The organism is Desulfoprunum sp. (assembly GCF_053613775.1).
In genome coordinates this window covers 1505092-1525814 of record NZ_JBSHXH010000004.1, presented here as the reverse complement: position 1 = coordinate 1525814, position 20723 = coordinate 1505092, and the positions used below count along the sequence as shown (strand labels likewise).

The following is a 20723-nucleotide window of genomic DNA, read 5'->3' as shown; positions in this document are numbered from 1 at the left end:
CCCGGCATGATCACCGACCCGGAGCATGCCGATGGACGACAGTCGTCTGAAGGGGCGTCCACCCTTCCCCTTTGCCGTCATCGCCGCGGCGATCGCCTTCTCGCCGCGGCTGGAGGCGATGGTGGCCGAGGCCGTCCGGCTGGCCGCCATCTTCGGCGCCGAGCTGCTGCTGATCCATGTCGGCAGGCGGACCGCCGCCAAGGAGGTGATGCTCGACGAGATCCACGGCCGGCTGGGGGCCGGCGCGGCGGTCCGGATCATCTGGCTGGAGGGGGATGCGGTCGATTCCCTGCTCGAGGCCTGCAAGACCAACATGGTCGATCTCCTCATCCTCGGCGCCCTCCGCCGGGAAAACATCCTCCGTTATTACCTCGGTTCGGTGGCCCGGAGGATGAGCCGCCGCGCCAAGTGCTCCCTGCTGCTGCTGATCGAACCTGCCATCACCGGCACCCCGTTCCGGCGGATCGTGGTGAGCTGCGTCGACCACGGCAAGACGGCGCATACCGTGGAGACGGTCCGCTACCTCGCCGCCGGCACAGGCTGCACCGACCTCCGCCTGGCCTGGGAGATGGACCAGGCCGGCCTGGCGATGTCGATGTCCGGCGACAGCACGACGGTCGAGACCGCCCGGATCCGGGAACAACTGCTGCGCGACGAAGAGGCGAAACTGGGGCAGCTGGCCATCGGTCTGGAAGATGACGGCCTTCGGGGCGAACGGCTGGTGCTCAGCGGCCGGCCGGGTTTCGCCATTCGCCGCTATGCCGAGGACTGCGGGGCCGACCTGCTCGCCGTCAACTCGCCGGACGGCCGTTACGGCATCATCGACCGGATCTTCACCCACGGCATGGAGCATATCCTCGAGCATCTCCCCTGCAATATCCTCATCGTCCATTCGCGGCCCGCCGCAGGGCCTGATGCGAGGCGTACGGATGGCTGATTTTGCGCCGAACGATCTCGTCATCCTGCTACTGGCGATCAGCACGATGCTGATCCTGTCCCGCATCGCCTCGGAGATCGGCCGCAAATTCGGTCTGCCGATGGTCATGGGGGAGCTGCTGGTCGGGGTCGCGCTCGGGCCGACGCTGCTGGGGACACTCCTTCCCGGGGTCTATGACACCATTTTTCCGTTTGCCGACAATGCCAATTTCGCCCGTTCGCTGGAGACGATCTTCTCACTGTCGGTGATCCTGCTGCTCTTTGTCGCCGGCCTGGAACTGCGGTTTTCGCTGTTTCTCGAATACGGGGTGGTGGCCCTCACCACCGGCATCGGCAGCATGGTCCTGCCCTTCGTCTCCGGTTTTGCCCTCGCCTGGTATTTCCCTGCCTGGTTTTCGGTTGCGGCGGGCGGGTCTACGCACCTGCTCTTCGCCCTCTTTCTCGGCACCGCCATGTCGATCTCGGCCCTGCCGGTCATCGCCCGGATCCTGCTCGACATGAAGCTGCTGAAGACCGATGTCGGGGCGATCATCATCGCCTCGGCGGTATTCAACGACATCGTCGGCTGGTTCGTCTTCTCCTTCATCCTGTCGATGGTCGGGCAGGGAAACGGCGATGTCGGCATCGTCCGGCCGATCATTGCCATCATCGCCTTTGCCGTCTGCATGCTGCTGTTCAGCCGGTTCCTGCTCAACCGCATCCTCCCCTGGATCCAGACCCGGCTGTCATGGCCGGGCGGCGTCCTGTCGCTCAGCCTCGGCTTCTGTCTCCTCTGCGCCGCCTTTACCGAGTATATCCATATCAATGCCATCCTCGGGGCGTTCATCGCCGGCCAGGCCATCGGCGATTCCGTTCACCTGCGGGAAGAGGCGAGGAGCATCATGCACCAGTTCGTCACCAATTTCTTCGCGCCGCTGTTTTTTGTCTCCATCGGCCTGAAGGTCGACTTCGTCGAGCACTTCGACCCGGTGATCGTCGGCCTGGTCCTCGTGCTGGCCTTCGCCGGCAAGGTGCTCGGCGCCGGGGCCGGCGCCCGTCTGGGCGGCATGCCGCCCAATAAGGCGATGGCCGTCGCCTTCGGGCTCAACGCCCGCGGGGCGATGGAGATCATTCTCGGCAGCCTGGCCTTCGAGGCCGGGCTGATCAATCGCCAGGTCTTCGTCGCCCTGATCGTCATGGCCCTGGTCACCAGCATCACCAGTGCCCCGCTGATACGGCTCTTCCTCGACCGGAAAAAATAGCGGCGTTGCGGAAATCGGTCCGGCGAAAAGGGCTTGTCGCGGCACACGGGATACTCTAGGATAGGGCCAGTGCCGGCCGGGCGCCCGGTTGCACGATATGTCCGGCAACCTGCCGTCGTTGCGGTGGCGCCATCGGTGCGGGTCGTTCGTCTGAGTCTGTCCCGGGGAGGGAACATGAAGCGCGGTATCGTCAACAAGGCTGTTCTGCTGGTGATCGTCGGCTGCATCTCGGCGGTCTTTCTGGTGATGATCCACCAGTTCCTGATGCCGCTGTTCATGGCCGGGCTGTTCTCGGCGATGGTCAGCCCGGCCCACCACTGGCTCAGCCGCCGGCTCGGCGGGCGGGAGAACATCGCCTCGATCCTGACCATCATCGGCATCGTCGTCCTCGTTCTCGGGCCGCTGTCGATCCTGGTCGGGGTGGTGGTCGCCCAGGCCATCCATGTCGGCCAGTCGGTCACCCCCTGGATCCAGGAATTTGTCAGTCAACCGACCGAGATGACCCTCTATCTCGAAAAGATCCCCTATTACGACCAGATCCTGCCCTACCGCGACGTTATCCTCGAAAAGATCGGCCAGATCGTCGGTTCGATCTCGACCTTCCTCATCGACTCCCTCTCCTCGGTGACCAAGATGACGATGCAGGCGGTGTTCGGCTCGATCATCATGCTCTACGTCATGTTCTATTTCCTCACCATGGGCGACAGGCTGCTGATGAAGATCCTGTACTTCCTCCCGCTCCACGACCGCGACGAACAGCTGCTGCTGCGCCGCTTCACCTCGGTGGCGCGGGCGACGATCAAGGGCACCCTGATCATCGGTATCATCCAGGGGGCGATCTGCGGCCTCGCCTTCGCCCTGGCCGGCATCGAGGGGCCGGTCTTCTGGGGCACGGTGATGGCGGTGATGTCGATCATCCCGGCCTTCGGCACGGCGATCGTCTGGGTGCCGGCGCTGATCATCCTCGTCCTCAAGGGGCAGTTCGTCGGGGCGGTGATCCTCGGCGTGGTCTGCGGCGCGATCGCCGGCAACCTCGACAACCTGATCCGGCCGCGGCTGGTGGGCAAGGATACCGAGATGCACGATCTCTTCGTCCTCTTCGGCACCCTCGGCGGGATTGCAATGTTCGGCCTGCTCGGCATCATCATCGGCCCGATCGTCGCCGCCCTGTTCATCACCGTGTGGGAGATCTACGGCGACGCCTTCCGCGACCACCTCCCCGATGTCGGGGTGGTGCTGCGGCGGATGAAGGAAGAGCCGGCCGATGGCGGCGACGAGGATGGGCTGCTGCTGCAAGAAGATCAGGACCTCCCCGCGCCGGAGCCCCCGGCCGGGGCAGAGACGAAGCCGTCTGCCGATCCTGAACAAAAAAACGGGACGGCCTGAGGCCGTCCCGTCCCCTCACTTCGCCGCCGGTGCGGCAACGCCCGGGCGGACTCTGCTGTTACTGAATTTCGATCTGCTTCGGTGTCAGTTCCGCCGGTTTGGCTACCTCCAGATGGAGGATGCCGTTTTCGTATCTGGCGACGACGCCCTCCGAATCGATCTCGAAGGGCAGGCTGAAGGTCCGCTCGACCTTGCCGTAGCGGCACTCGCGGCGGTAGCTGTTTTCCTCCTTGATCTCCTCGTTCATCCGGCGCTCGCCGCCGATGGTCAGCAGTCTGCCTTTGATGTCGACGGTGATGTCCTTCTTGTCGATGCCCGGAAGTTCGGCATCGACCATGATCCGGTCGTCCTTCTCGTAGATGTCGACCCGCAGGCCGCCGGTGCTGACGACGGCGGGCCGCCGCTCGAAGTTGAAGAACGGGGTGAAGAACTCATCGACGATGCTGGAGAACGTATCCGGCCGATTGATCAGAGACTGACGGGGCATGTAGCGTGCAAGTTCCATGGTGTTTCCTCCTTTGAATGATGTGCTGGATGCTGCCGGTTATTTTTCCTCGAGTGGAATTCACTCTTTATCTCTTCACTCAGAATGGTAATAATTCAATCAGTAAAGTCAAGAATAGAAATATTACTTTTTATGCTATATATAAAAAAGTAATTTACAATGCGGTGCATGAGTCACGGGGGAAGATATGGAAGACCAGATCAAATCATTGATTCATCTTGAAATTCGTGAAGATTCGGTGCGCGATCTGCGGGGGCGGCAATCGGTCAGGACCACCTTCAAGCTGTCGCCGCGGTCGATTCATGCCCTGAGCATCCTTGCCTCCCAGATGGGCATCCGCCAGAAATCGTTGTTCGATTATCTGGTCGATGATGTCCAGACCCTCCGCGTCATCGCCGAGGGGGGCGGACCGGCCGGGACCGCTGAACCGCGCGTGGCCAAGACCTATGTCATCTCCCGCCGGACCCTGGAGAATCTCGAAAAGATCTCGACCAGCTACAATACGCCCCGGGATGTGCTGGTGGAGGTTTCGATCGAACGGATCCTGCCGCTCATCCGCCGGGAGCGGGAGAAGCACGAACGCCGCAAGGAGTTTCTCGTTGAATTGAAAGAGCATCTGGCGCGGAGCGCGGCGATGGTGCGGCGGGCGGAGAGCGAACTCGGCCGCGACGATCCGGTGTTTCAGCAGCTGCTGGCGATGCTGAAGACCGTTGATGGCTGCTGCGCCGCGGTCGAGGAGTGCGTCGACCGGGGGCGCAGGATGGAGGATTTCGCGAATCAGGGCGTGAATGGCTGAGGCAGGCCGGGAGGAGCCTATCGATCTCTCAAACCGAAAAGCCATTGAAAAGAAACCGGTATTTCGTATACTGCGACAATGTTTTCATTGCGGCGCCGGACGTGTATCCCGGGGTGCCGTGCAACCCGTCTTTCTTGTCGCGGAGGCCTTTTCATGCGCTGTCTTTGCAGTCTGCTGCTGTCGCTCTGTCTCGCGCTCTCCGGCTGCACCACCGGACCTGGGGCGACTCGTCCGGATCAGGTTGCCACAGCGCCAACGGCGAAAGAGATCGATTATCTGAAAGAGGTGCAGCCGATTCTCGGCAGACGCTGCGTCGCCTGCCACAGCGGCTCCGCCGCCCCCTGCCAGATCGATCTGGGATCCTTTGCCGGGCTGGAGCGGGGCGGCAGTCCCCAGACGGTACTCGATCGCCGGCGGCAGGCGGAAATCGAGCCGGCCAGGCTCATGGTCGATGCCCAGACGGCTGAAGGATGGCGGCAAAAAGGTTTCGTCCCGATCATCGGCAGCGGTGCCGAGACCGGGCCGGAGGAGGCAACGCTGGTGCAACTGCTCTCCCGCCGGCCGCAGGGATCTGCCGCCGCCGGGGAGGGACCGCCGGCGGCCGACGGCTCTGCCTGCGCCTTCGGCACGGGGGAGATGGAGACCTTTCTTGCCGCCCATCCTGATCATCGCATGCCCCCCGGGTTCCCGCCGGTCACGGCGGAGGAACATCGGATCATCGTCGACTGGCTGGCGGCCGGGGCCAAGGGCCCTGATCCGGAGGAGATGGACGGTCTCACCGCCATCCCGGCCCGGGATCTCTCGAGTGTCGGCGACTGGGAGGATTTCCTCAATCGCCAGGATCCCAAGCATGTGATGACGTCCCGCTACATCTATGAGCATATCTTTGCCACCCATACCACCTTCGCCACCGGGACCGGGGCCTTCTACGAGCTGGTCCGCTCCCGTACCGCTCCGGGTGAGCCGGTCGTGCCGGTGCCGACCGTCCTGCCCTATGACGACCCCGGAGGTCTGTTTTTCTATCGTTTCCGGCGGATATATGCCGCCACCGCCGCCACCGGCCGCGTCGTCTTCAATCTCGGCGGGGAGCAGTTGAAAAGGGTCCATGATCTCTTCATCCGTCCCGACTGGTTGATGCCGCCGCATCGGGTCGGGTATGCGCCGCGGTTCGCCGCCAACCCATTCAGCACCTTCGAGCAGATCCCGCCGGAATCGCGCTACCGCTTCCTGCTCGACAACGCCCTGCCTATCCTCCAGAGCTGTTTCGAGGGACCGGCCGCCTCCGCGGCGGCGACCCTCGACGTCCTTGACGACCAGTTCTGGGTCATGTTCCTCGATCCGGAATACGACCTCAGTGTCCGGCTGCCCGGATTCCTGATCGACAACGAGGGGCTGCTCGGGCCCCAGAGAACCGTCCGGGCGGTCGAGGGGACGGCGCCGCCGGATTCCAACAGGCAGCTGCGGCGGGATACGGCCCACTTCGCCCGCAAGCGCAGCCAGTTGTACGACATCTTCTATCGTTATCAGGGCCGGGGTTATGAAAAAATCTGGCGGGGGTCCCGGGCGGAGGATGCGCCGTTGCTGACGGTCTTCCGCCATGCCGCCACTGCGTCGGTGCACAAGGGTGGCCTGGGGGATCTGCCGAAGACCATGTGGGTCCTCGATTATCCCCTCCTCGAGAGGATCTGCGCCACGATGGTGACGGGGTATTCTCCTTACGGACCGGCGGAGCGGCGGATGGCGGCACGGGTGCGGATGGACGGGCTGCGCCAGGAGGCGGAGACCCAGTTCCTCGATTTCCTGCCGCAGGAGCAGCGGCGTAATTCACTGCAGTACTGGTACGGCGGCATGGACCTGCAGGAGCTGGATGCCTCCCCCTCGTCCCTGCCTGCCCGGATCGAATTTGCCACCGATGACGCCAAGCGGGAGTTTGTCGAGTACCTGGTGCATCATCATTTCCTGGTCGAGACCGGGATCGATTTCGATGACAACTATCTCGAAGATGGCGAGCAGTATCCGGAGCCGCTGCCGCAATACCGGAACATCGACGAATTTCTGCTGGGCCTGCGGGCGGCGGCGGCGCCGGGGCCTTCGTATTTCGCCGATGGTGAGGACCGCCAGGACAGCCTGGCCTATATCAGGATCAATGGGGCGGAACGGGGGGATGCGGTCGTTTCGCTGGTGCTGCACCGCTGGCACGATGATGTCACGGTCCTGCGCCAGGAACGGCGCCTCAATCCTTCCCGCAACCGGGTCGGGTTCTTTGCCGGCTTCATCGGTTCATCACCGAACCATTTCTACGATGTCGATGTCGACGAGCTGCCGGCATTCCTCGAGGTCCTCCGCTCCTATCAGGCCTCGCCGGGGGCTGACGAACGCCTGGCGAAGTACCGGGTGGATGGCGGTGAAGAGCGGTTCTGGGAGATCTACGACTGGTTTCAACAACGATTCGCCGAAAGCGGCGGCGGCCGCCCCGGCAGCATCGACCTGAACAGCTACGCCCGCCCTGCCATCTGACCGGGGCGATCCCGATCACCGGCAGCAGGCCGGTCAGACCTCGTAATCGATCATCCGTCTCTCGCAGGTGCGCGGGCGGATGATCGTCCCGGCCTCGACATGAAGGGGATGATGCTGGTAGCCGGCCAGGTCCTCCCTGTTCGCAAACTCCGAGTAGAGGACGATGTCACCCGATGATTGATCGGCACTGAAATCGAACCCGACTTCGAGGTGGAGCAGACCCGGTATCCGGCCCCGCAGCCCATGCAGCGCCTCGCGAATCGCGATGGCGTCCCTGTTTTCTTCCAGCGGGGTTGTGCGATCGATGAGTTTCCAGCAGACGATGTGCTTGATCATGGCATGTTCCTCGGCGTGAGAGGGGAGAATGGTTCAGAGGAGCTTGGCCCCGTTCGGCACCGGTCGTTCCGGGATGGCGATCACCACTTCCCGGTCATCGGCGTAGAAGCCGGTCAGGAGGAATTCCGACCTGACCGGACCGACCTGTTTGGCCGGGAAATTGACGACCCCGACGATCTGCCGGCCGACGAGGTCGTCCTTGCCGTAGAGGGCCGTGATCTGGGCGCTGGTTTTCCTGATCCCTAATTCGTCGCCGAAGTCGACCGTGATGATATAGGCGGGATTGCGCGCCTGGGGAAAATCCTCGACGGTGAGGATGGTGCCGACGCGCAGTTCAACGGCGGTGAAATCCTGCCAGGTGATGGTGTCCATGCCTCTCCTCGCTGTTTGATGATGACGGAACCACCATCTTAGCCGCAGTCGTACCGCCGGGCAATGCCGATCTGCACAGCCGACTCATTTTAGCGCCGGCCGGGGGGTGAGATACCGTCGCGGATGGCCACTGTTGACAACCAGGTCCGTTATGCCTGATCTCCCGGCGCCCGGGACATCGGATGCATCGGGGCCGGCCGGCAGGATTTGCCTTGAAACAGAAATTGCTTTTGCGATACAACTGATACGAATGGGAGCGCGCGGACGATGGGCTGGTAAACAGTGGCATCGGGAGGGGGAAATGACAGGGTACAGGGCAGGGGACCAGCATGCTTAAACCGTTTTTTCACAGCCTGCCGATCAAACGCAAGCTGACGATCCTGATCCTGGTCATTACCACGTTGGCCCTGCTGCTGTTCGCCGGACTCTCCTCGATCAACCAGATCTGGTTGCTGCGCCAGTCGATGCTCGACAATCTCACGATCCTCGCCGAATCGGTATCGAATCTCAGCGCTCCCGCGGTCGCCGCCGGATCGGCCGGCCAGATGGAGAAAATCCTGGCCGGCCTACAGGCCGATCCGGAAATCGAGATGGCGATAATCTATGGAGCAGCGGGGGAGCCGCTGGCCCGTTTCATCCCGCCCGGGTACGCGCCGGCTTCGATGGTGCCTGACCGGCTCATGGATTCCGGGCATGATTTCATCTTCAGCGGCGGCAATGTCAAGCTCCGGCTTTTTCACCCCATCGTTTCCGACGGCCGCCGTCTCGGCACCGTCTATATCCTTGCCAATACCAACAGGGAGACGGACCAGATCTGGGATTCGGCCCTGCTGCTGTTTTCCAGCCTGGTAGTGGTCCTGCTGGTGACCCAGCTGATCTCGTCGAGCCTGCAGCAGCTGATGACCAAACCGATTTATTCGCTGGCCAAAATGGCACGCCGGATCTCCGAGGAGGGTGACTATACGATCCGGGTGTCCCGCAAGTACAATGACGAGATCGGTGAACTGATCGATGATTTCAATAATATGGTCGAGGCGGTCGAGTTGCGGGAGGCCGAACTGAAGGAACACCGCAAGAATCTCGAGCTCCTGGTCCAGGAGCGGACCGAGGAATTGCGGATGAAGAGGGATGAGGCCCTTGCTGCGGCCAAGGCCAAGAGTGAATTCCTCGCCAATATGAGCCACGAGATCCGCACGCCGATGAACGGCATCATCGGGGTTCTCTCGCTCCTGCGGGATGCGCCGCTGGCCGAGGAATTCCGCCGGCTGCTCGAAAGCGCCACCCGTTCGGCCGATTCGCTGCTGCTGATCATCAACGATATTCTTGATTTCACGAAGATCGATGCCGGCCGGATCGACTTCGAATCGATCACGCTTGATCTCCGGGAACTGATGGAGGAGACCTCGGAACTGTTTATCGATGCGGTCAATGCGAAGAATCTCGAACTTGTCTGTTTCGTCCCGCTCGACATCAACTGCCGGATCAAGGGCGACCCGACCCGGCTGCGGCAGATCCTGACCAACATGGTCAGCAACGCGGTGAAATTCACCGAACAGGGCGAGGTCGTCCTCAGGGTCGAGCAGGCCGGCCGGGACGGAGACCGGCAGACGCTGCGTTTTTCCGTCCAGGACACCGGTATCGGCATTGCCTCCACCGTCATTGACAGGCTGTTCGACAAGTTCACCCAGGCGGATGGCTCGACCACCAGAAAGTATGGCGGAACCGGTCTCGGGTTGAGTGTCTGCAAGCAGCTGGTCGAGATGCAGGGCGGCGAGATCGGAGTCGAGAGCGTACTGGGGCAGGGCTCGACCTTCTGGTTTACCCTTGCCTTCGAGGCGGTGGAGGATTCGATCCCGTTCGTTCCCTGCGCCAAGTTCAAGAAGAAACGCTTCCTTGTCGTCGACGACAGTGTCACCAACCGGACGCTCATCGAACACTATCTCCATGTCTGCCAGGTCGAGATCCTGTCCTGCAGCGATGCCGAGTCCGCACTCGCTGTGCTGGAAACCATGCGGGAGAGGGGTGAGTCGGTCGATGTCGCCCTGCTCGACTACCACATGCCGGGAGGCGACGGCCTGGTGCTGGCCGGCCGAATCCGGGAACACCATGCCGACCGGGTGGCGGAGATGATCCTGCTGAGTTCGGGCAGTGTTCCCAGGGACAAAGCGGTCGAGGCGGGAATCAGGTCGATCATCTACAAACCCATCCGTCAGCTCCAGCTCTATGATATTCTGGTCTCGGTCATCTCCGGCCGCTGGTATTCGCTGAAACGAAGCGAGGAGAAGGAGAAGAGGGAACTGCGTCTCCATGGCAAGGTCCTGCTCGTTGATGACGAACCGATCAATCAGAAGGTGGCCGAGGCCATCCTCCAGAAATTCGGTCTGGAGACCGAGGTGGCCGGCAACGGCTGGGAGGCGGTGCGGATGGTGCAGGGCGGTGATTACTCCCTGGTCCTGATGGATATCCAGATGCCGGAGATGAGCGGTTACGAGGCAACCGAGATCATCCGCAAGCGCGAGCAGGAGGAAGGCCGCGATCGGGTGGTGATCATTGCCATGACCGCCAACGCCATGGAGACCACACGCCGCAAGTGCCTCGCCATCGGGATGGATGATTTCATCACCAAGCCGATCAAGCCCGAGGTCCTGGCGGAGAGGCTCTTTCCCTGGCTCGGCGTCTCCATCGATGCCGGCATTGCGGACGATATCGGTGCGGAGGCCCCGGTCCCCCGGGCTTCGTACTGGAACCGGGCCCAGGCCCTGCAATTCGTCGGCGGTGACAGTGAACTGCTGCACGATATGATGGGGCTCTTTCTCCAGCGCAATACCCCGCTCCTGCTCAGGGTGGATGCGGCGATACAGGCGCGGGACGCCGGAGCCCTGTGCGAGGCGGCACATGCCTACAAGGGGGCGGTCAACCATTTTGCCGCGGTCGGGGTGCGCGAGATCGCCCTTGCCCTGGAAAAGGCCGGCAGGAACAACAATCTCGACGGCATCGATGATCTCTGGGAACTGCTGTTGAACGAGGCGGCGAGTCTGCAGACGGAACTGCAGCAGGCCTATGACGCCGAAGAGGTGCGGTTGAAGGCGTGATGAGCGCAGTCCGGATGCCGGTCGCTACCGGCTGCGGGCCAGGACCACCAGGGAGGTGAGAATGATGCCGCCGCCGGCCAGTTTGGCGGCAGTGATCGATTCCCCCAGGAAAAGGGCGGCCAGGATGACGGTGACCAGCGGTTCGAGCGTCGACACCGTTGCCGCGTCGGCGGCGGGAAGGCGGGCCAGGCCGGCGAAAAAGAAGACCATGGCGACCACCGTCGAGATCAGGGCGATGGCCGCGATCGCCGACCAGCCGACACTCCCTTCCGGCAGGGCCGGACGCTCGGCTGCCGCCATGACGGCGAAGACGGCCGCCGCCGAGATCATTATCACCGTTGCCGCCGGCAGGGCGCCTTCGGCCTGCATCATTCTGCTGCCGACCAGGATATAGATCGAATAGATCAACGCCGCACCGATACCGAGCAGGATGCCGGTCAGGGAGCCGGAGGAGTCGCCGCCGATGATCAGGGCCGTACCCGCCAGGGCCGCCAGCACGGCGGCGATCCTGGTCCGGCTCAGGGGCTGTTGCAGGAAGACGGCGGCGAGCAGGGTCACCAGGGTCGGATAGAGATAGAGGAGCAGGGAGACGAGACCGGCCGAGGCGTGGTTCAGCGCCGCAAAGAAGCAGTACGACTGGCCGACATAGCCGAGGCCGCCCATGCCGATCAGGGTGAGCAGGTTGCGGCCGCGCGGCCAGCGCTGCCGCCGGAGGAGCATGATCACGCACATGAGGAAGGCGGCGAAGGCGAAGCGCAGCGCCAGCACCGCCACCGTCTCGGCACCGGCGGCGTAGGCGACCTTGATGAAGATCGGCAGGGCCCCGAATGAAGCCGCGGAGAGGGCGACATAGAGGATGCCGATCAGGGCGGAGGTGGCGGAAGCTGCAGGTCGGGTTGACATTCCGGTCATGTGGTGCGGAAGGAGCCGGCAGGACAGCGGTCTGGAAGGACTGCGGCCTGCCCGTGTTGAGTGTTGTCGATGGACGGCATCTCTGCGGCGGCCGCCGGCTGAAAATCCACCTCTCCCCCTTATGCCCATTCCGGCAGGGGATCGGCGTTGCGGGCGTCGTTCCGCCCGCAATGTCTGCCATGATAGCCGAATGGTCCGCACCGGTGATACAAAAATCTGCTTTGTCGCCGGAATCTTGAGCTGATTCCGAAATAAAGGTCGAATAAACAGTTTGACAGTTTCCGGTAATCCATTATAACTTCTGAGCGAGCGCTCGTTCATGGCCGCCGGCCGGAGTCAACCCCCGCTGAATCAAGAAGGGGGATCGGTTGCCGGTCTCTCGATGGCGATGAAGAACGAGGCGCCTTCTCCTTGTTGGTGAGGAACAGGGGGATCGGGTGATATCACTGGATCGTATCCGGGCATGAGCCGTAATCAGACGCAGCCTGCCGGCGGTAGAGGCAGGCGGGCAGGTGGAGGTGAAAGGCCGATCGGCATGATCGACGAGATCACAGGTCCTGTCGGCGGCAGAGATGTCGAATGGGGCTAGGTAAAACGACAACCAACAAGGAGGAGTTGCAACGTATGGAAAACAAGAATGTTTTTTTTGATGTGCTGACCCCTGTGCATTTTATCCGCCGGTCCGCCCTGGTCTACCCGGATAAAACGGCTGTTGTCTACAACGATACGCGCTTTACCTACAGAGAGTTTTACGAGCGGGTGACCCGGCTCGGCGATGCCCTGCGCAAGATCGGGATCGGCAAGGGCGACAAGGTCGCCTTTGTCTGCCCCAACACCCCGCCCATGCTCGAGGCCCATTATGCCGTGCCGATGATCGGGGCGGTGCTGGTCAGTGTCAACATCCGCCTGGCCTCGGCCGAGATCAGCTATATCATCAACCATTCCGATTCCAAGGTGGTCTTTGTCGACAACGAGTTCGCCGCGGTCGTCAAGCCGATCGTCGGGGAACTCAGCCAGGTCAAAAAGATCGTCAATATCTGCGATATCAGCGATGAGCGGCCGCTCGACGGTCCCGAATACAACGATTTTCTCGCCACCGGGTCGAACGAGGAGATCGTGCCGGTGGTCGACGACGAGTACCAGAACATCACCATCAACTATACCAGCGGCACCACCGGGCTGCCCAAGGGGGTCATGTACCACCACCGTGGGGCCTACCTCAACGCCCTCGGCGAGATGCTCGAGACCGGTTTCAACTCATCCTCGGCCTATCTCTGGACCCTGCCGATGTTCCATTGCAACGGCTGGTGCTTCACCTGGGGGGTGACGGCGATGAGCGGCACCCATGTCTGCCTGCGCAAGGTCGTGCCCGAAGAAATTTACAAGATGATCGAGCGGGAAAAGGTCACCCATCTCTGTGCCGCCCCGACCATCCTGATCGGCATGTCGACCTATGCCACCGCCAACAGCCTCAAACTCGACCACCCGCTCCAGGTCATCACCGCCGGGGCGCCGCCGGCCCCGACCATCATCCAGAACATGGAATCGATCGGCGCCAACATCCTCCATGTCTACGGCCTGACCGAGGTCTACGGGCCCCACACCGTCTGTTCATGGAAGGACGAGTGGGCGGATCTTTCGCCGGAAGAACAGGCCAAGATCAAATCGCGGCAGGGCGTGTCCTATATAGTGGCGATGTACACCGATGTGGTCGATCCGTTGACGATGCAGCCGGTGCCGCGCGACGGCCGGACGATCGGCGAGATCGTGATGCGCGGCAACAACGTGATGATGGGCTACTACAAGGATCCTCAGGCGACGGCCATCGCCTTCGAGGGTGGCTGGTTCCACAGCGGCGATCTGGCGGTGATCCATCCCGACAGCTATATCCAGATCATGGATCGCAAGAAGGACATCATCATCAGCGGCGGCGAGAACATCTCGACGGTCGAGGTCGAGAACGTCATCTACCGCCATCCCGATGTCCTGGAAGTGGCGGTGGTCGCCGTCCCGGACGAGAAGTGGGGCGAGGTCGCCAAGGCCTTCGTCGTTCCCAAGGAGGGGACCAATCCGACCGCCGAGGACATCATCGCCTTCTGCAAGGCCAATATGGCCAAGTTCAAGGCCCCCAAGCATGTCGTGTTCGAGGCCTTGCCGAAGACCGCCACCGGCAAGATCCAGAAGTTCAAGCTGCGTGAGAAGGAGTGGCAGGGCCGGCAGAAGAAGGTCAACTGAGGTTGTGGCCCGGCCGGTGTCGCAAAAGCGGGAGGGAGAAATCGAGCTGCCGATGGCCCCGGATGCGATAAATGGGCTGTGATCAGGGGGTATTGTTTGTTATAGTGGTCAGATTGGAAATCACCCGACACCGGCAACCTTCTCCCTATAGAACACGATGGACATCGCCAATCCCGAACTGCAGCTGGCCGACGATTTTGTCCGGCAGACCAACTGCCATATCTTTCTGACCGGCAGGGCCGGCACCGGCAAGACCACCTTTCTCCACGCTCTCAGGAAGAAAACCGGCAAGCGCATGGTGGTCACGGCGCCGACCGGGGTGGCGGCCATCAATGCCGGCGGCGTGACCCTCCACTCGTTCTTCCAGTTGCCCTTCGGACCGTTCATCCCCGGCGACACCAACTATCTCGGCCGGCACCGCTTCAGCCGGGAAAAGATCAATATCGTCAAGACCCTCGATCTGCTGGTGATCGACGAGATCAGCATGGTGCGGGCCGATCTGCTCGACGGGGTGGATTGCGTCCTCAGGCGCTACCGTCATAACGGTCTGCCCTTCGGCGGGGTGCAGCTGTTGATGATCGGCGATCTGTACCAGCTGCCGCCGGTGGTCAAGGGGGCGGAATGGCAAGTGCTGCGGCAGTATTACGACTCCCCCTATTTTTTTGCCAGCCGGGCCCTGCGTGAGACCGAACTGATTCCGATCGAGCTCAGGCATATCTACCGCCAGTCGGATGCCCGTTTCATCGACCTGCTGAACCGGGTCCGCGACAACCGGCTCGATCCCGCCTCGCTGCAGCAACTCAACAGCCGCTGCATCCCGGATTTCACCCCGGCCGACAACGAGGGCTATATCACCCTCTGCACCCATAACAGCGGCGCCGACGCGATCAATCAGGGCAAACTCCAGCAGCTGCAGAGCACAAGCTACCAGTTTCGGGCCGGGATCGAAGGGGACTTTCCGGAACACAGTTATCCGACCTCGGCCCGGCTGGAGCTGAGGGTGGGGGCGCAGGTGATGTTCGTCAGGAACGACGCCTCGCCCGACAAACGCTATTTCAATGGCCGGATCGGCAGGATCACCGCCATTTTCAACGATTCCATCCGTGTCCGGTGCCCGGAGGACAGCGGCGACATCGAGGTCGAGCAGGCCACCTGGGACAATATCGAATACAGGATCGACCCGGAAACCCTGGAGATCAGCCAGAACAAGATCGGCTCCTTCGCGCAGTTCCCGCTGAAACTGGCCTGGGCCATCACCATCCATAAGAGCCAGGGGCTGACCTTCGAGCGGGCCATCGTCGATGCCGGGGCCGCCTTTGCCCAGGGACAGGTCTACGTCGCCCTGAGCCGATGCAAGACCTTCGCCGGTCTGGTGCTCAGCTCGCCGCTGTCGGCCGTCGGCGTCAAGACCGACGCGGCGGTGTCGCGCTTTGTCGAGGAGGCCGGCCGCAACCAGCCGTCGCCCGAAAAACTGGCCGCGGCCAGGGTGAGCTACCAGCAGCAGCTGCTGACCGGGTGTTTCGATTTCTCGTACCTGCGCTCCCGCCTGGGACGATTGGTGGCGCTGCTGATGAAAAACCGGGCGGTGCTGCAGGTCTCGGGCGCAGGCGAGATCGGCGATCTGGAGAGAAGGTGCCGCGATGAGATCACCGCCGTCGGCGAAAATTTCCAGAAGCAGCTGCACGGGATGTTCCGGGCCGATACCCTGCCCGAGGCCGATCCCGCCATCCTTGAGCGCACGGTCAAGGCCTCGGCCTATTTCGAGGACAGGATCGTCTCGCTGCTGGTCCCCTGTGTCGCCAATCTCCGGATCGATACCGACAACAAGGAGATCGGCAGGAAGGTCAGGGATGCCGTGAAGCAGCTCGGGGAGGAGACCGCGGTCAAGCTGGCTGCGGTCCGTTCCTGCCACAGCGGCTTTTCGCCGGCGGCCTACCTGCGGGCCGTCTCGGCGGCCGAGATCGAGCTGAAACCGGCGAAGGACAAACAGACGCCGGCCGCGACGTATGGCGAATCCGATATCGCCCACCCCGCCCTGTTCCAGAGCCTCAAGGACTGGCGCGCCCGCAAGGCCGGCGAGGAAGGGGTGCCGCACTTCCAGATCATGCACCAGAAGACCCTGGTCCAGATCGCGGTCAACCTGCCGGAAAGCCTTGCCGCCCTGCGACGGATCAAAGGGATCGGCCCGCGTCTCGCCGAGAAGTTCGGTGGGGAGCTGGTGGATCTGGTGGCGGATTACCGCCGGGAGCATGGCATTGCGGAGGTGGTGCTGCCCGTCGCGCCGGACGCGGAGGCGGCCGGGACCACACGGAAAACGGCGGCGAAGGGCGATACCAGACGGATCAGTCTGGAGATGTTCGAGAACAGGCTGTCGGTGACCGATATCGCTAAGCAACGCGGCCTGGTCGTCGCCACCGTCGAGGGCCATCTGGCCCATTTTGTCGAGCAAGGTATCCTGGCGGTCGACCGGCTGATCACCACCGACCGACGCCTGGCCATCGAGCAGCAGCTTGCCGGGACCGGCGGCTCGCTCGGCGCGGTCAGGCAGGCCCTGGGCGAGGACTACTCCTATGGCGAAATCAAGATCGTCCAGGCCCACCTGAAACATCTCGCCACGGTGGGCGACGGCCCGTCCGCCTGATCCGTCGCCTTCCGGCTTTCTCCTGTCTGCCCCTGACGGGACGCTTCCCGACATGGATCGAGGCGGGATGGCTCGTGTTCAGGGGGTTGCGGCCAGTCCCGTCAGGCCCTGGATGCGATCGAGCTCGGCCAGGGCGATGGCGTAGCCGACCTCGGCCCGTTTCTCCTGGCTGAGGGACTCGGCATAGGCCTCCTGGGCGGTCAGGACATCGAGGGTGGTGGCGCGGCCGGCCTCGAACTTGGCCTGCTCGGCCTCGAGCCGTTTCTGCGAGGCGAGACTGGTCTTCTTTGTCGCCTCCATCGCCTTGATTGCCAGTTGGACGTCGCGCAGCGTGATGCGCACACCCTGCCGGACCTGCAGCCGGAGGAACTGGGCGCTGTTTCGAGCCTTGCTGCTCACGGCCCGGGTCTGACGATAATTCCCTTCGGCAGTCGCATTCTGCAGCGGGATGGAGAGGGCCAGACCAGCCTGCCATTGGGTCTCCGGATCGTCGACGGCGTCGTCGAGGGTGTCGCCGTAGGCATCGTCGGTGCCGCCCTGGCCGACCATGCCGATCAGGGCCAGGTCGGGCCGGGTCTGGTTCCGGGCGGCACGTTCGCGGATTTCCGCCGCCTCCCGGCTGAGGTCGGCGGCCTGGACGTCCGGCCTCTGCCGCAGGGCCCGGGCCAATACCGCGGCGCTGTCCGGATGCACCGGTGCGGTCGGCGGCAGGTCGGTCGGCACCAGGGAGGCCTGCCAGTCATCGCTGTTCATCAGCAGTTTCAGCTCATCCTCATACAGGCCGATGCTCCGGTCGGCGAAGATCAGGTTTTCCTCGCGGCGGGCCACTTCCGATTCGGGCTGGTAGCGGTCGACCTCGGCCAGCCGGCCGGCCTCGATTTTGGTCGTGGTCTCGTCGAGGAGCTTTTCCGCCAGTTTGATCGACAGGACCTTGACCTCCCGATCCTGCCAGGCGTAGACCAGGTTCCAGTACGCCCTTCGGACGCTGGCGGCGAGGTTGGCGGCCTCGCTGCCGACCAGCAGGTTCACTGCCGCCAGGTTCTTGTCGGCGGCCCGGAGGTTGGCGGTCTGGTTGGCGACACCGAAGCCCTTCAGCAGCGGCTGACGGAGAGCGAGGGTGAGGCTGGAGCGGTAGTACGGGTCGAGGAGATAGATCCGGGGCGAGCTGGAAAAACGGCTGTTCTGCCAGTTGAGGCTGACCTCGGTGCCGGTGATGAATTTTTTCTCTACCCCGGCGGTCCACTGGCCGCTTCGCTCCTCCTCGGGGGTGTCGGGGGCGAGGAGCGGGTATTGCTGCCCGGCGACGCCGGCCTCGCCGGTGAAGAAGACATCGAATTCACCGCCAGCGGCCTCCCTGACCCCGGCCGCCGCCTCGACATCGTCCTTCTGCAGCCGCAGCCCGAGGTTGTTGGCGAGAGCGGCCGCAACCGCCTCAGTGACGGTCAATTGCGTGCTCTCGGCGACCCGGCCGGCAGTCGGAGGGGCGGCGATCAGGATCAGCAGGACGATAGAAGCAATGAGGGTACGCATCAGGTGTCTCCTTTCGGACGGGGTTCGCCGGCCAGCCGGGGGCATACGGTTTCCAGTACAGGGCCTTGAGCCGCGCGATCAGATGCCGCCGGTCTTCAGTCACCCGGGCCATCAGATAGTAGAGGGTCGGGACGACGATCGGGGTCAGGAAGGTGGCTATCATCAGCCCGAAGATCACCACGTTGGCCATCGATTTCCACCACTTGCTCGACTCGCTGACCCAGGAGATGGACCAGGTATGGAAGTCGAACGAGACTCCGGTGACCATCGGGATCAGGCCGAGGATGGTGGTGATGGCGGTGAGCAGCACCGGCCGCAGCCGGGTGGCGCCGGCGGCCAGCACCGCCTCCTTCAGGGCATAGCCCCGCTGCCGCAGTTTGCCGGTGTAGTCGAGGAGGACGATGGCGTTGTTGACCACCACCCCGGCCAGCGAAATCACCCCGACTCCGGTCATGATGATGCCGAACGGGGAGCGGAACAGGGCCATGCCGAGAAAGGCGCCGCCGAGCGACAGGACCACCGAGGTCATGATGATGAAGGGCAGGCTCACCGAGTTGAACATCGCCACCAGGACCAGGAAGATCAGCAGCAGGGCGACGAGGAAGGCCTTCGTCAGAAACTCCTCGGATTCCTTCTGCTCGTCCTGCTCGCCGGTGAACTTCATCGCGTAGCCGGCCGGCAGCGCCATCCGGTCGATGAACCCGGCGGCCTGCTGCCGCACCACCGGGCCGGTGGTCCTGGTCTCCTCGATATTGGTCTTGACCGTCACCACCCGTTCGTTGTTGATCCGTCTGATGTCGCCGATGATGCCGGCAAAGGTCACCGTCGCCACCGTCGACAGCGGCACCGTCTCGCCGGACGGGGTCGGCAGCAGCAGCTCGTGGAGCACGTCGACGACCCGGCGGTCGACCTCGTCGAGCTGCGGGGTGATGTCGAAATCGTCGTCCCCCTGGCGGAAGGACGAGACGTTGAGGCCGTTGTAGGCGGTTTTCAGAGCGAAACCGATCATGTCGGTGGTGAGGCCGAACAGCCCCGCCTTCCGGCGGTCGACCACCACCTGCACCGAGGGGATGCCTTCGACATAGCCCTACAACGGCACTTATGAACATGTGTTCCACATGCTGTAGGTCGCTTCGGAGTACGAATACTGCATATTGTGTCTATATTGACATGTTGCGTTGTAGGGATAGTCATCGCGCACATCCTCGACATAGGGGATCAGGCTCAGGGCGTCGCGCACCTCCCGGGCGATCCGGCCCAGCACCTGGAAGTCGGGACCGGAGATCTCGAGATTGATCGGCGCCCCGGTCGGCGGGCCCTCCTCCTCCATGGCGATGGTGATCTTGCCGCCGGGGATGTCATTCACCCGTTCGCGGATGGTGTTGACGGTGTCATGCGACGATTCGCTGCGGTCCGCGAGATCGAGAAAGCGCACGCCGACATGGTTGGGGCGCGTTGGAGCTGAAGGACGCGCCGCCGCCGGCACTGATGGTCCCCTGCATATAGATGTCCTTGACGTTGTACAGATCGCTCGAGCCGGCCAGCGTCCCGCCGTCCGACCGCCGGTGTTCCTTGGGGGCCAGGGCTGCGAGGGGTGCAGGGGCCTGCTCGCCCGGTTCCGTCCTCACCCCGGCGACCGCCTGTTCGACCCGGCCCGCCCTCTGCTGCATGAAGCGGTAGCTGTTCTCGATGATGACGATGGCGTTGTCGACGAGCATGCCCAGCGCCAGGGTCAGGCTGAACAGGACGACCATGTTCAGGGTGATGCCCATCGCGTAGAGGATGGTGAACGAGATCAGCATCGAGAAGGGGATGGCGAGACTGACCAGGATGGCGTTGCGGAAGCCCATCGACAGGAAGATGACGAGCAGGACCAGGACCAGGCCGGAGAGGATGTTGTTCTCGAGGTCGGCGATCATCATCTCGATATCGCGGGACTTGTCGAGGACCTTGGTGACCTCGGTGGCCTGCGGCCAGGCGGTCCGGCCCGTGGCGATGATCCGGTCGACCGCCCGGCTGATGGCGATGATATTCTCTCCGGCGCGCTTCTTGATCGCCAGGTTGACCGCGTCGCGACCGTTGAGCCGGGAGATGCTGTTCTCCTCCTTGAAGCCGTCGACGACCCGGGCCACATCCTTGAGGCAGACCGGTTCGCCCTTGTGGGTGCCGATCACCAGGCCGTAGATCTCCTCCGGGGTCTGGAACTCGCCGGGCACCCGCAGCT

General features: G+C 63.0%; 16 protein-coding genes. 8 read left to right on the top strand and 8 right to left on the bottom strand.

Annotated elements, in window-relative coordinates:
- Positions 1 to 31 precede the first annotated feature (31 nt).
- The 3 genes from ACWGKN_RS10915 (at position 32) to ACWGKN_RS10905 (ending at position 3563) form a co-directional block, all read left to right on the top strand.
- A complete protein-coding gene (locus tag ACWGKN_RS10915) occupies positions 32 to 937 on the top strand; it encodes a universal stress protein (protein ID WP_035231954.1) in 906 nt (301 codons plus the stop codon).
- Positions 930 to 2177: a cation:proton antiporter gene (locus ACWGKN_RS10910; RefSeq protein WP_035231956.1), complete on the top strand. Its 1248-nt coding sequence runs from the start codon at positions 930 to 932 to the stop codon at positions 2175 to 2177. Before ACWGKN_RS10915 ends, ACWGKN_RS10910 begins: the two co-directional genes overlap by 8 nt.
- A 174-nt stretch (positions 2178 to 2351) precedes the next feature.
- Entirely contained in the window at positions 2352 to 3563 is a 1212-nt protein-coding gene (locus ACWGKN_RS10905; protein WP_424252807.1) for an AI-2E family transporter, read from the top strand.
- A 58-nt stretch (positions 3564 to 3621) separates the two neighbouring features.
- Here the strand turns inward: ACWGKN_RS10905 and ACWGKN_RS10900 are convergent, their stop codons facing one another.
- Positions 3622 to 4068 (bottom strand): Hsp20/alpha crystallin family protein, encoded by a 447-nt coding sequence (locus tag ACWGKN_RS10900; RefSeq protein ID WP_052160212.1) that lies wholly within the window; start codon positions 4066 to 4068, stop codon positions 3622 to 3624.
- 187 nt (positions 4069 to 4255) lie between these two features.
- On the opposite strand from ACWGKN_RS10900, the gene ACWGKN_RS10895 reads away from it, so the two are divergent.
- Both ACWGKN_RS10895 and ACWGKN_RS10890 read left to right on the top strand, forming a co-directional pair.
- Entirely contained in the window at positions 4256 to 4864 is a 609-nt protein-coding gene (locus ACWGKN_RS10895) for a hypothetical protein (protein WP_035231959.1), read from the top strand.
- Positions 4865 to 5017: 153 nt separating this feature from the next.
- The gene (locus tag ACWGKN_RS10890) at positions 5018 to 7381 is read left to right on the top strand and encodes a fatty acid cis/trans isomerase (protein WP_424252804.1); all 2364 of its coding nucleotides are present in this window, start codon (positions 5018 to 5020) and stop codon (positions 7379 to 7381) included.
- A gap of 33 nt (positions 7382 to 7414) precedes the next feature.
- On the opposite strand, the gene ACWGKN_RS10885 is transcribed toward ACWGKN_RS10890, so the two are convergent.
- Both ACWGKN_RS10885 and ACWGKN_RS10880 read right to left on the bottom strand, forming a co-directional pair.
- Positions 7415 to 7717 (bottom strand): Dabb family protein, encoded by a 303-nt coding sequence (locus ACWGKN_RS10885; protein WP_035231964.1) that lies wholly within the window; start codon positions 7715 to 7717, stop codon positions 7415 to 7417.
- A 33-nt stretch (positions 7718 to 7750) separates the two neighbouring features.
- On the bottom strand, positions 7751 to 8089 hold the full coding sequence (locus tag ACWGKN_RS10880) for a tRNA-binding protein (RefSeq protein WP_424252802.1): 339 nt from the start codon (positions 8087 to 8089) through the stop codon (positions 7751 to 7753).
- A gap of 329 nt (positions 8090 to 8418) precedes the next feature.
- Between ACWGKN_RS10880 and ACWGKN_RS10875 the strand changes: the two genes are divergently transcribed.
- Positions 8419 to 11181 (top strand): hybrid sensor histidine kinase/response regulator, encoded by a 2763-nt coding sequence (locus ACWGKN_RS10875; RefSeq protein WP_052160213.1) that lies wholly within the window; start codon positions 8419 to 8421, stop codon positions 11179 to 11181.
- Positions 11182 to 11205: 24 nt separating this feature from the next.
- On the opposite strand, the gene ACWGKN_RS10870 is transcribed toward ACWGKN_RS10875, so the two are convergent.
- Entirely contained in the window at positions 11206 to 12084 is an 879-nt protein-coding gene (locus tag ACWGKN_RS10870; protein WP_035231967.1) for a DMT family transporter, read from the bottom strand.
- 633 nt (positions 12085 to 12717) lie between these two features.
- Between ACWGKN_RS10870 and ACWGKN_RS10865 the strand changes: the two genes are divergently transcribed.
- Both ACWGKN_RS10865 and ACWGKN_RS10860 read left to right on the top strand, forming a co-directional pair.
- A complete protein-coding gene (locus ACWGKN_RS10865; RefSeq protein WP_452095187.1) occupies positions 12718 to 14328 on the top strand; it encodes an acyl--CoA ligase family protein in 1611 nt (536 codons plus the stop codon).
- Between the two features lie 157 nt (positions 14329 to 14485).
- A complete protein-coding gene (locus ACWGKN_RS10860; protein WP_035231970.1) occupies positions 14486 to 16969 on the top strand; it encodes a helix-turn-helix domain-containing protein in 2484 nt (827 codons plus the stop codon).
- A gap of 78 nt (positions 16970 to 17047) precedes the next feature.
- Here ACWGKN_RS10860 and ACWGKN_RS10855 read toward each other — a convergent pair whose 3' ends face one another.
- From ACWGKN_RS10855 to ACWGKN_RS10840, 4 genes are read right to left on the bottom strand one after another with little or no spacing between them, the layout of a single operon-like run.
- Positions 17048 to 18499 (bottom strand): TolC family protein, encoded by a 1452-nt coding sequence (locus ACWGKN_RS10855; RefSeq protein WP_452095186.1) that lies wholly within the window; start codon positions 18497 to 18499, stop codon positions 17048 to 17050.
- Positions 18402 to 19562, bottom strand: a complete 1161-nt coding sequence (locus tag ACWGKN_RS10850) for an efflux RND transporter permease subunit (protein ID WP_452095185.1) — start codon at positions 19560 to 19562, stop codon at positions 18402 to 18404. The genes ACWGKN_RS10855 and ACWGKN_RS10850 overlap by 98 nt, the downstream gene beginning before the upstream one ends.
- A 36-nt stretch (positions 19563 to 19598) precedes the next feature.
- Positions 19599 to 19934, bottom strand: a complete 336-nt coding sequence (locus ACWGKN_RS10845; protein ID WP_424252793.1) for a hypothetical protein — start codon at positions 19932 to 19934, stop codon at positions 19599 to 19601.
- Positions 19891 to 20721: an efflux RND transporter permease subunit gene (locus ACWGKN_RS10840; RefSeq protein ID WP_452095325.1), complete on the bottom strand. Its 831-nt coding sequence runs from the start codon at positions 20719 to 20721 to the stop codon at positions 19891 to 19893. Before ACWGKN_RS10840 ends, ACWGKN_RS10845 begins: the two co-directional genes overlap by 44 nt.
- Positions 20722 to 20723 lie beyond the last annotated feature (2 nt).

Bases quoted from the DNA above. Each gene is read 5' to 3' on its own strand.
- ACWGKN_RS10915 (WP_035231954.1), top strand. From the start codon at position 32: ATGGACGACAGTCGTCTGAAGGGGCGTCCACCCTTCCCCTTTGCCGTC.
- ACWGKN_RS10910 (WP_035231956.1), top strand. From the start codon at position 930: ATGGCTGATTTTGCGCCGAACGATCTCGTCATCCTGCTACTGGCGATC.
- ACWGKN_RS10905 (WP_424252807.1), top strand. From the start codon at position 2,352: ATGAAGCGCGGTATCGTCAACAAGGCTGTTCTGCTGGTGATCGTCGGC.
- ACWGKN_RS10900 (WP_052160212.1), bottom strand. From the start codon at position 4,068: ATGGAACTTGCACGCTACATGCCCCGTCAGTCTCTGATCAATCGGCCG.
- ACWGKN_RS10895 (WP_035231959.1), top strand. From the start codon at position 4,256: ATGGAAGACCAGATCAAATCATTGATTCATCTTGAAATTCGTGAAGAT.
- ACWGKN_RS10890 (WP_424252804.1), top strand. From the start codon at position 5,018: ATGCGCTGTCTTTGCAGTCTGCTGCTGTCGCTCTGTCTCGCGCTCTCC.
- ACWGKN_RS10885 (WP_035231964.1), bottom strand. From the start codon at position 7,717: ATGATCAAGCACATCGTCTGCTGGAAACTCATCGATCGCACAACCCCG.
- ACWGKN_RS10880 (WP_424252802.1), bottom strand. From the start codon at position 8,089: ATGGACACCATCACCTGGCAGGATTTCACCGCCGTTGAACTGCGCGTC.
- ACWGKN_RS10875 (WP_052160213.1), top strand. From the start codon at position 8,419: ATGCTTAAACCGTTTTTTCACAGCCTGCCGATCAAACGCAAGCTGACG.
- ACWGKN_RS10870 (WP_035231967.1), bottom strand. From the start codon at position 12,084: ATGTCAACCCGACCTGCAGCTTCCGCCACCTCCGCCCTGATCGGCATC.
- ACWGKN_RS10865 (WP_452095187.1), top strand. From the start codon at position 12,718: ATGGAAAACAAGAATGTTTTTTTTGATGTGCTGACCCCTGTGCATTTT.
- ACWGKN_RS10860 (WP_035231970.1), top strand. From the start codon at position 14,486: ATGGACATCGCCAATCCCGAACTGCAGCTGGCCGACGATTTTGTCCGG.
- ACWGKN_RS10855 (WP_452095186.1), bottom strand. From the start codon at position 18,499: ATGCGTACCCTCATTGCTTCTATCGTCCTGCTGATCCTGATCGCCGCC.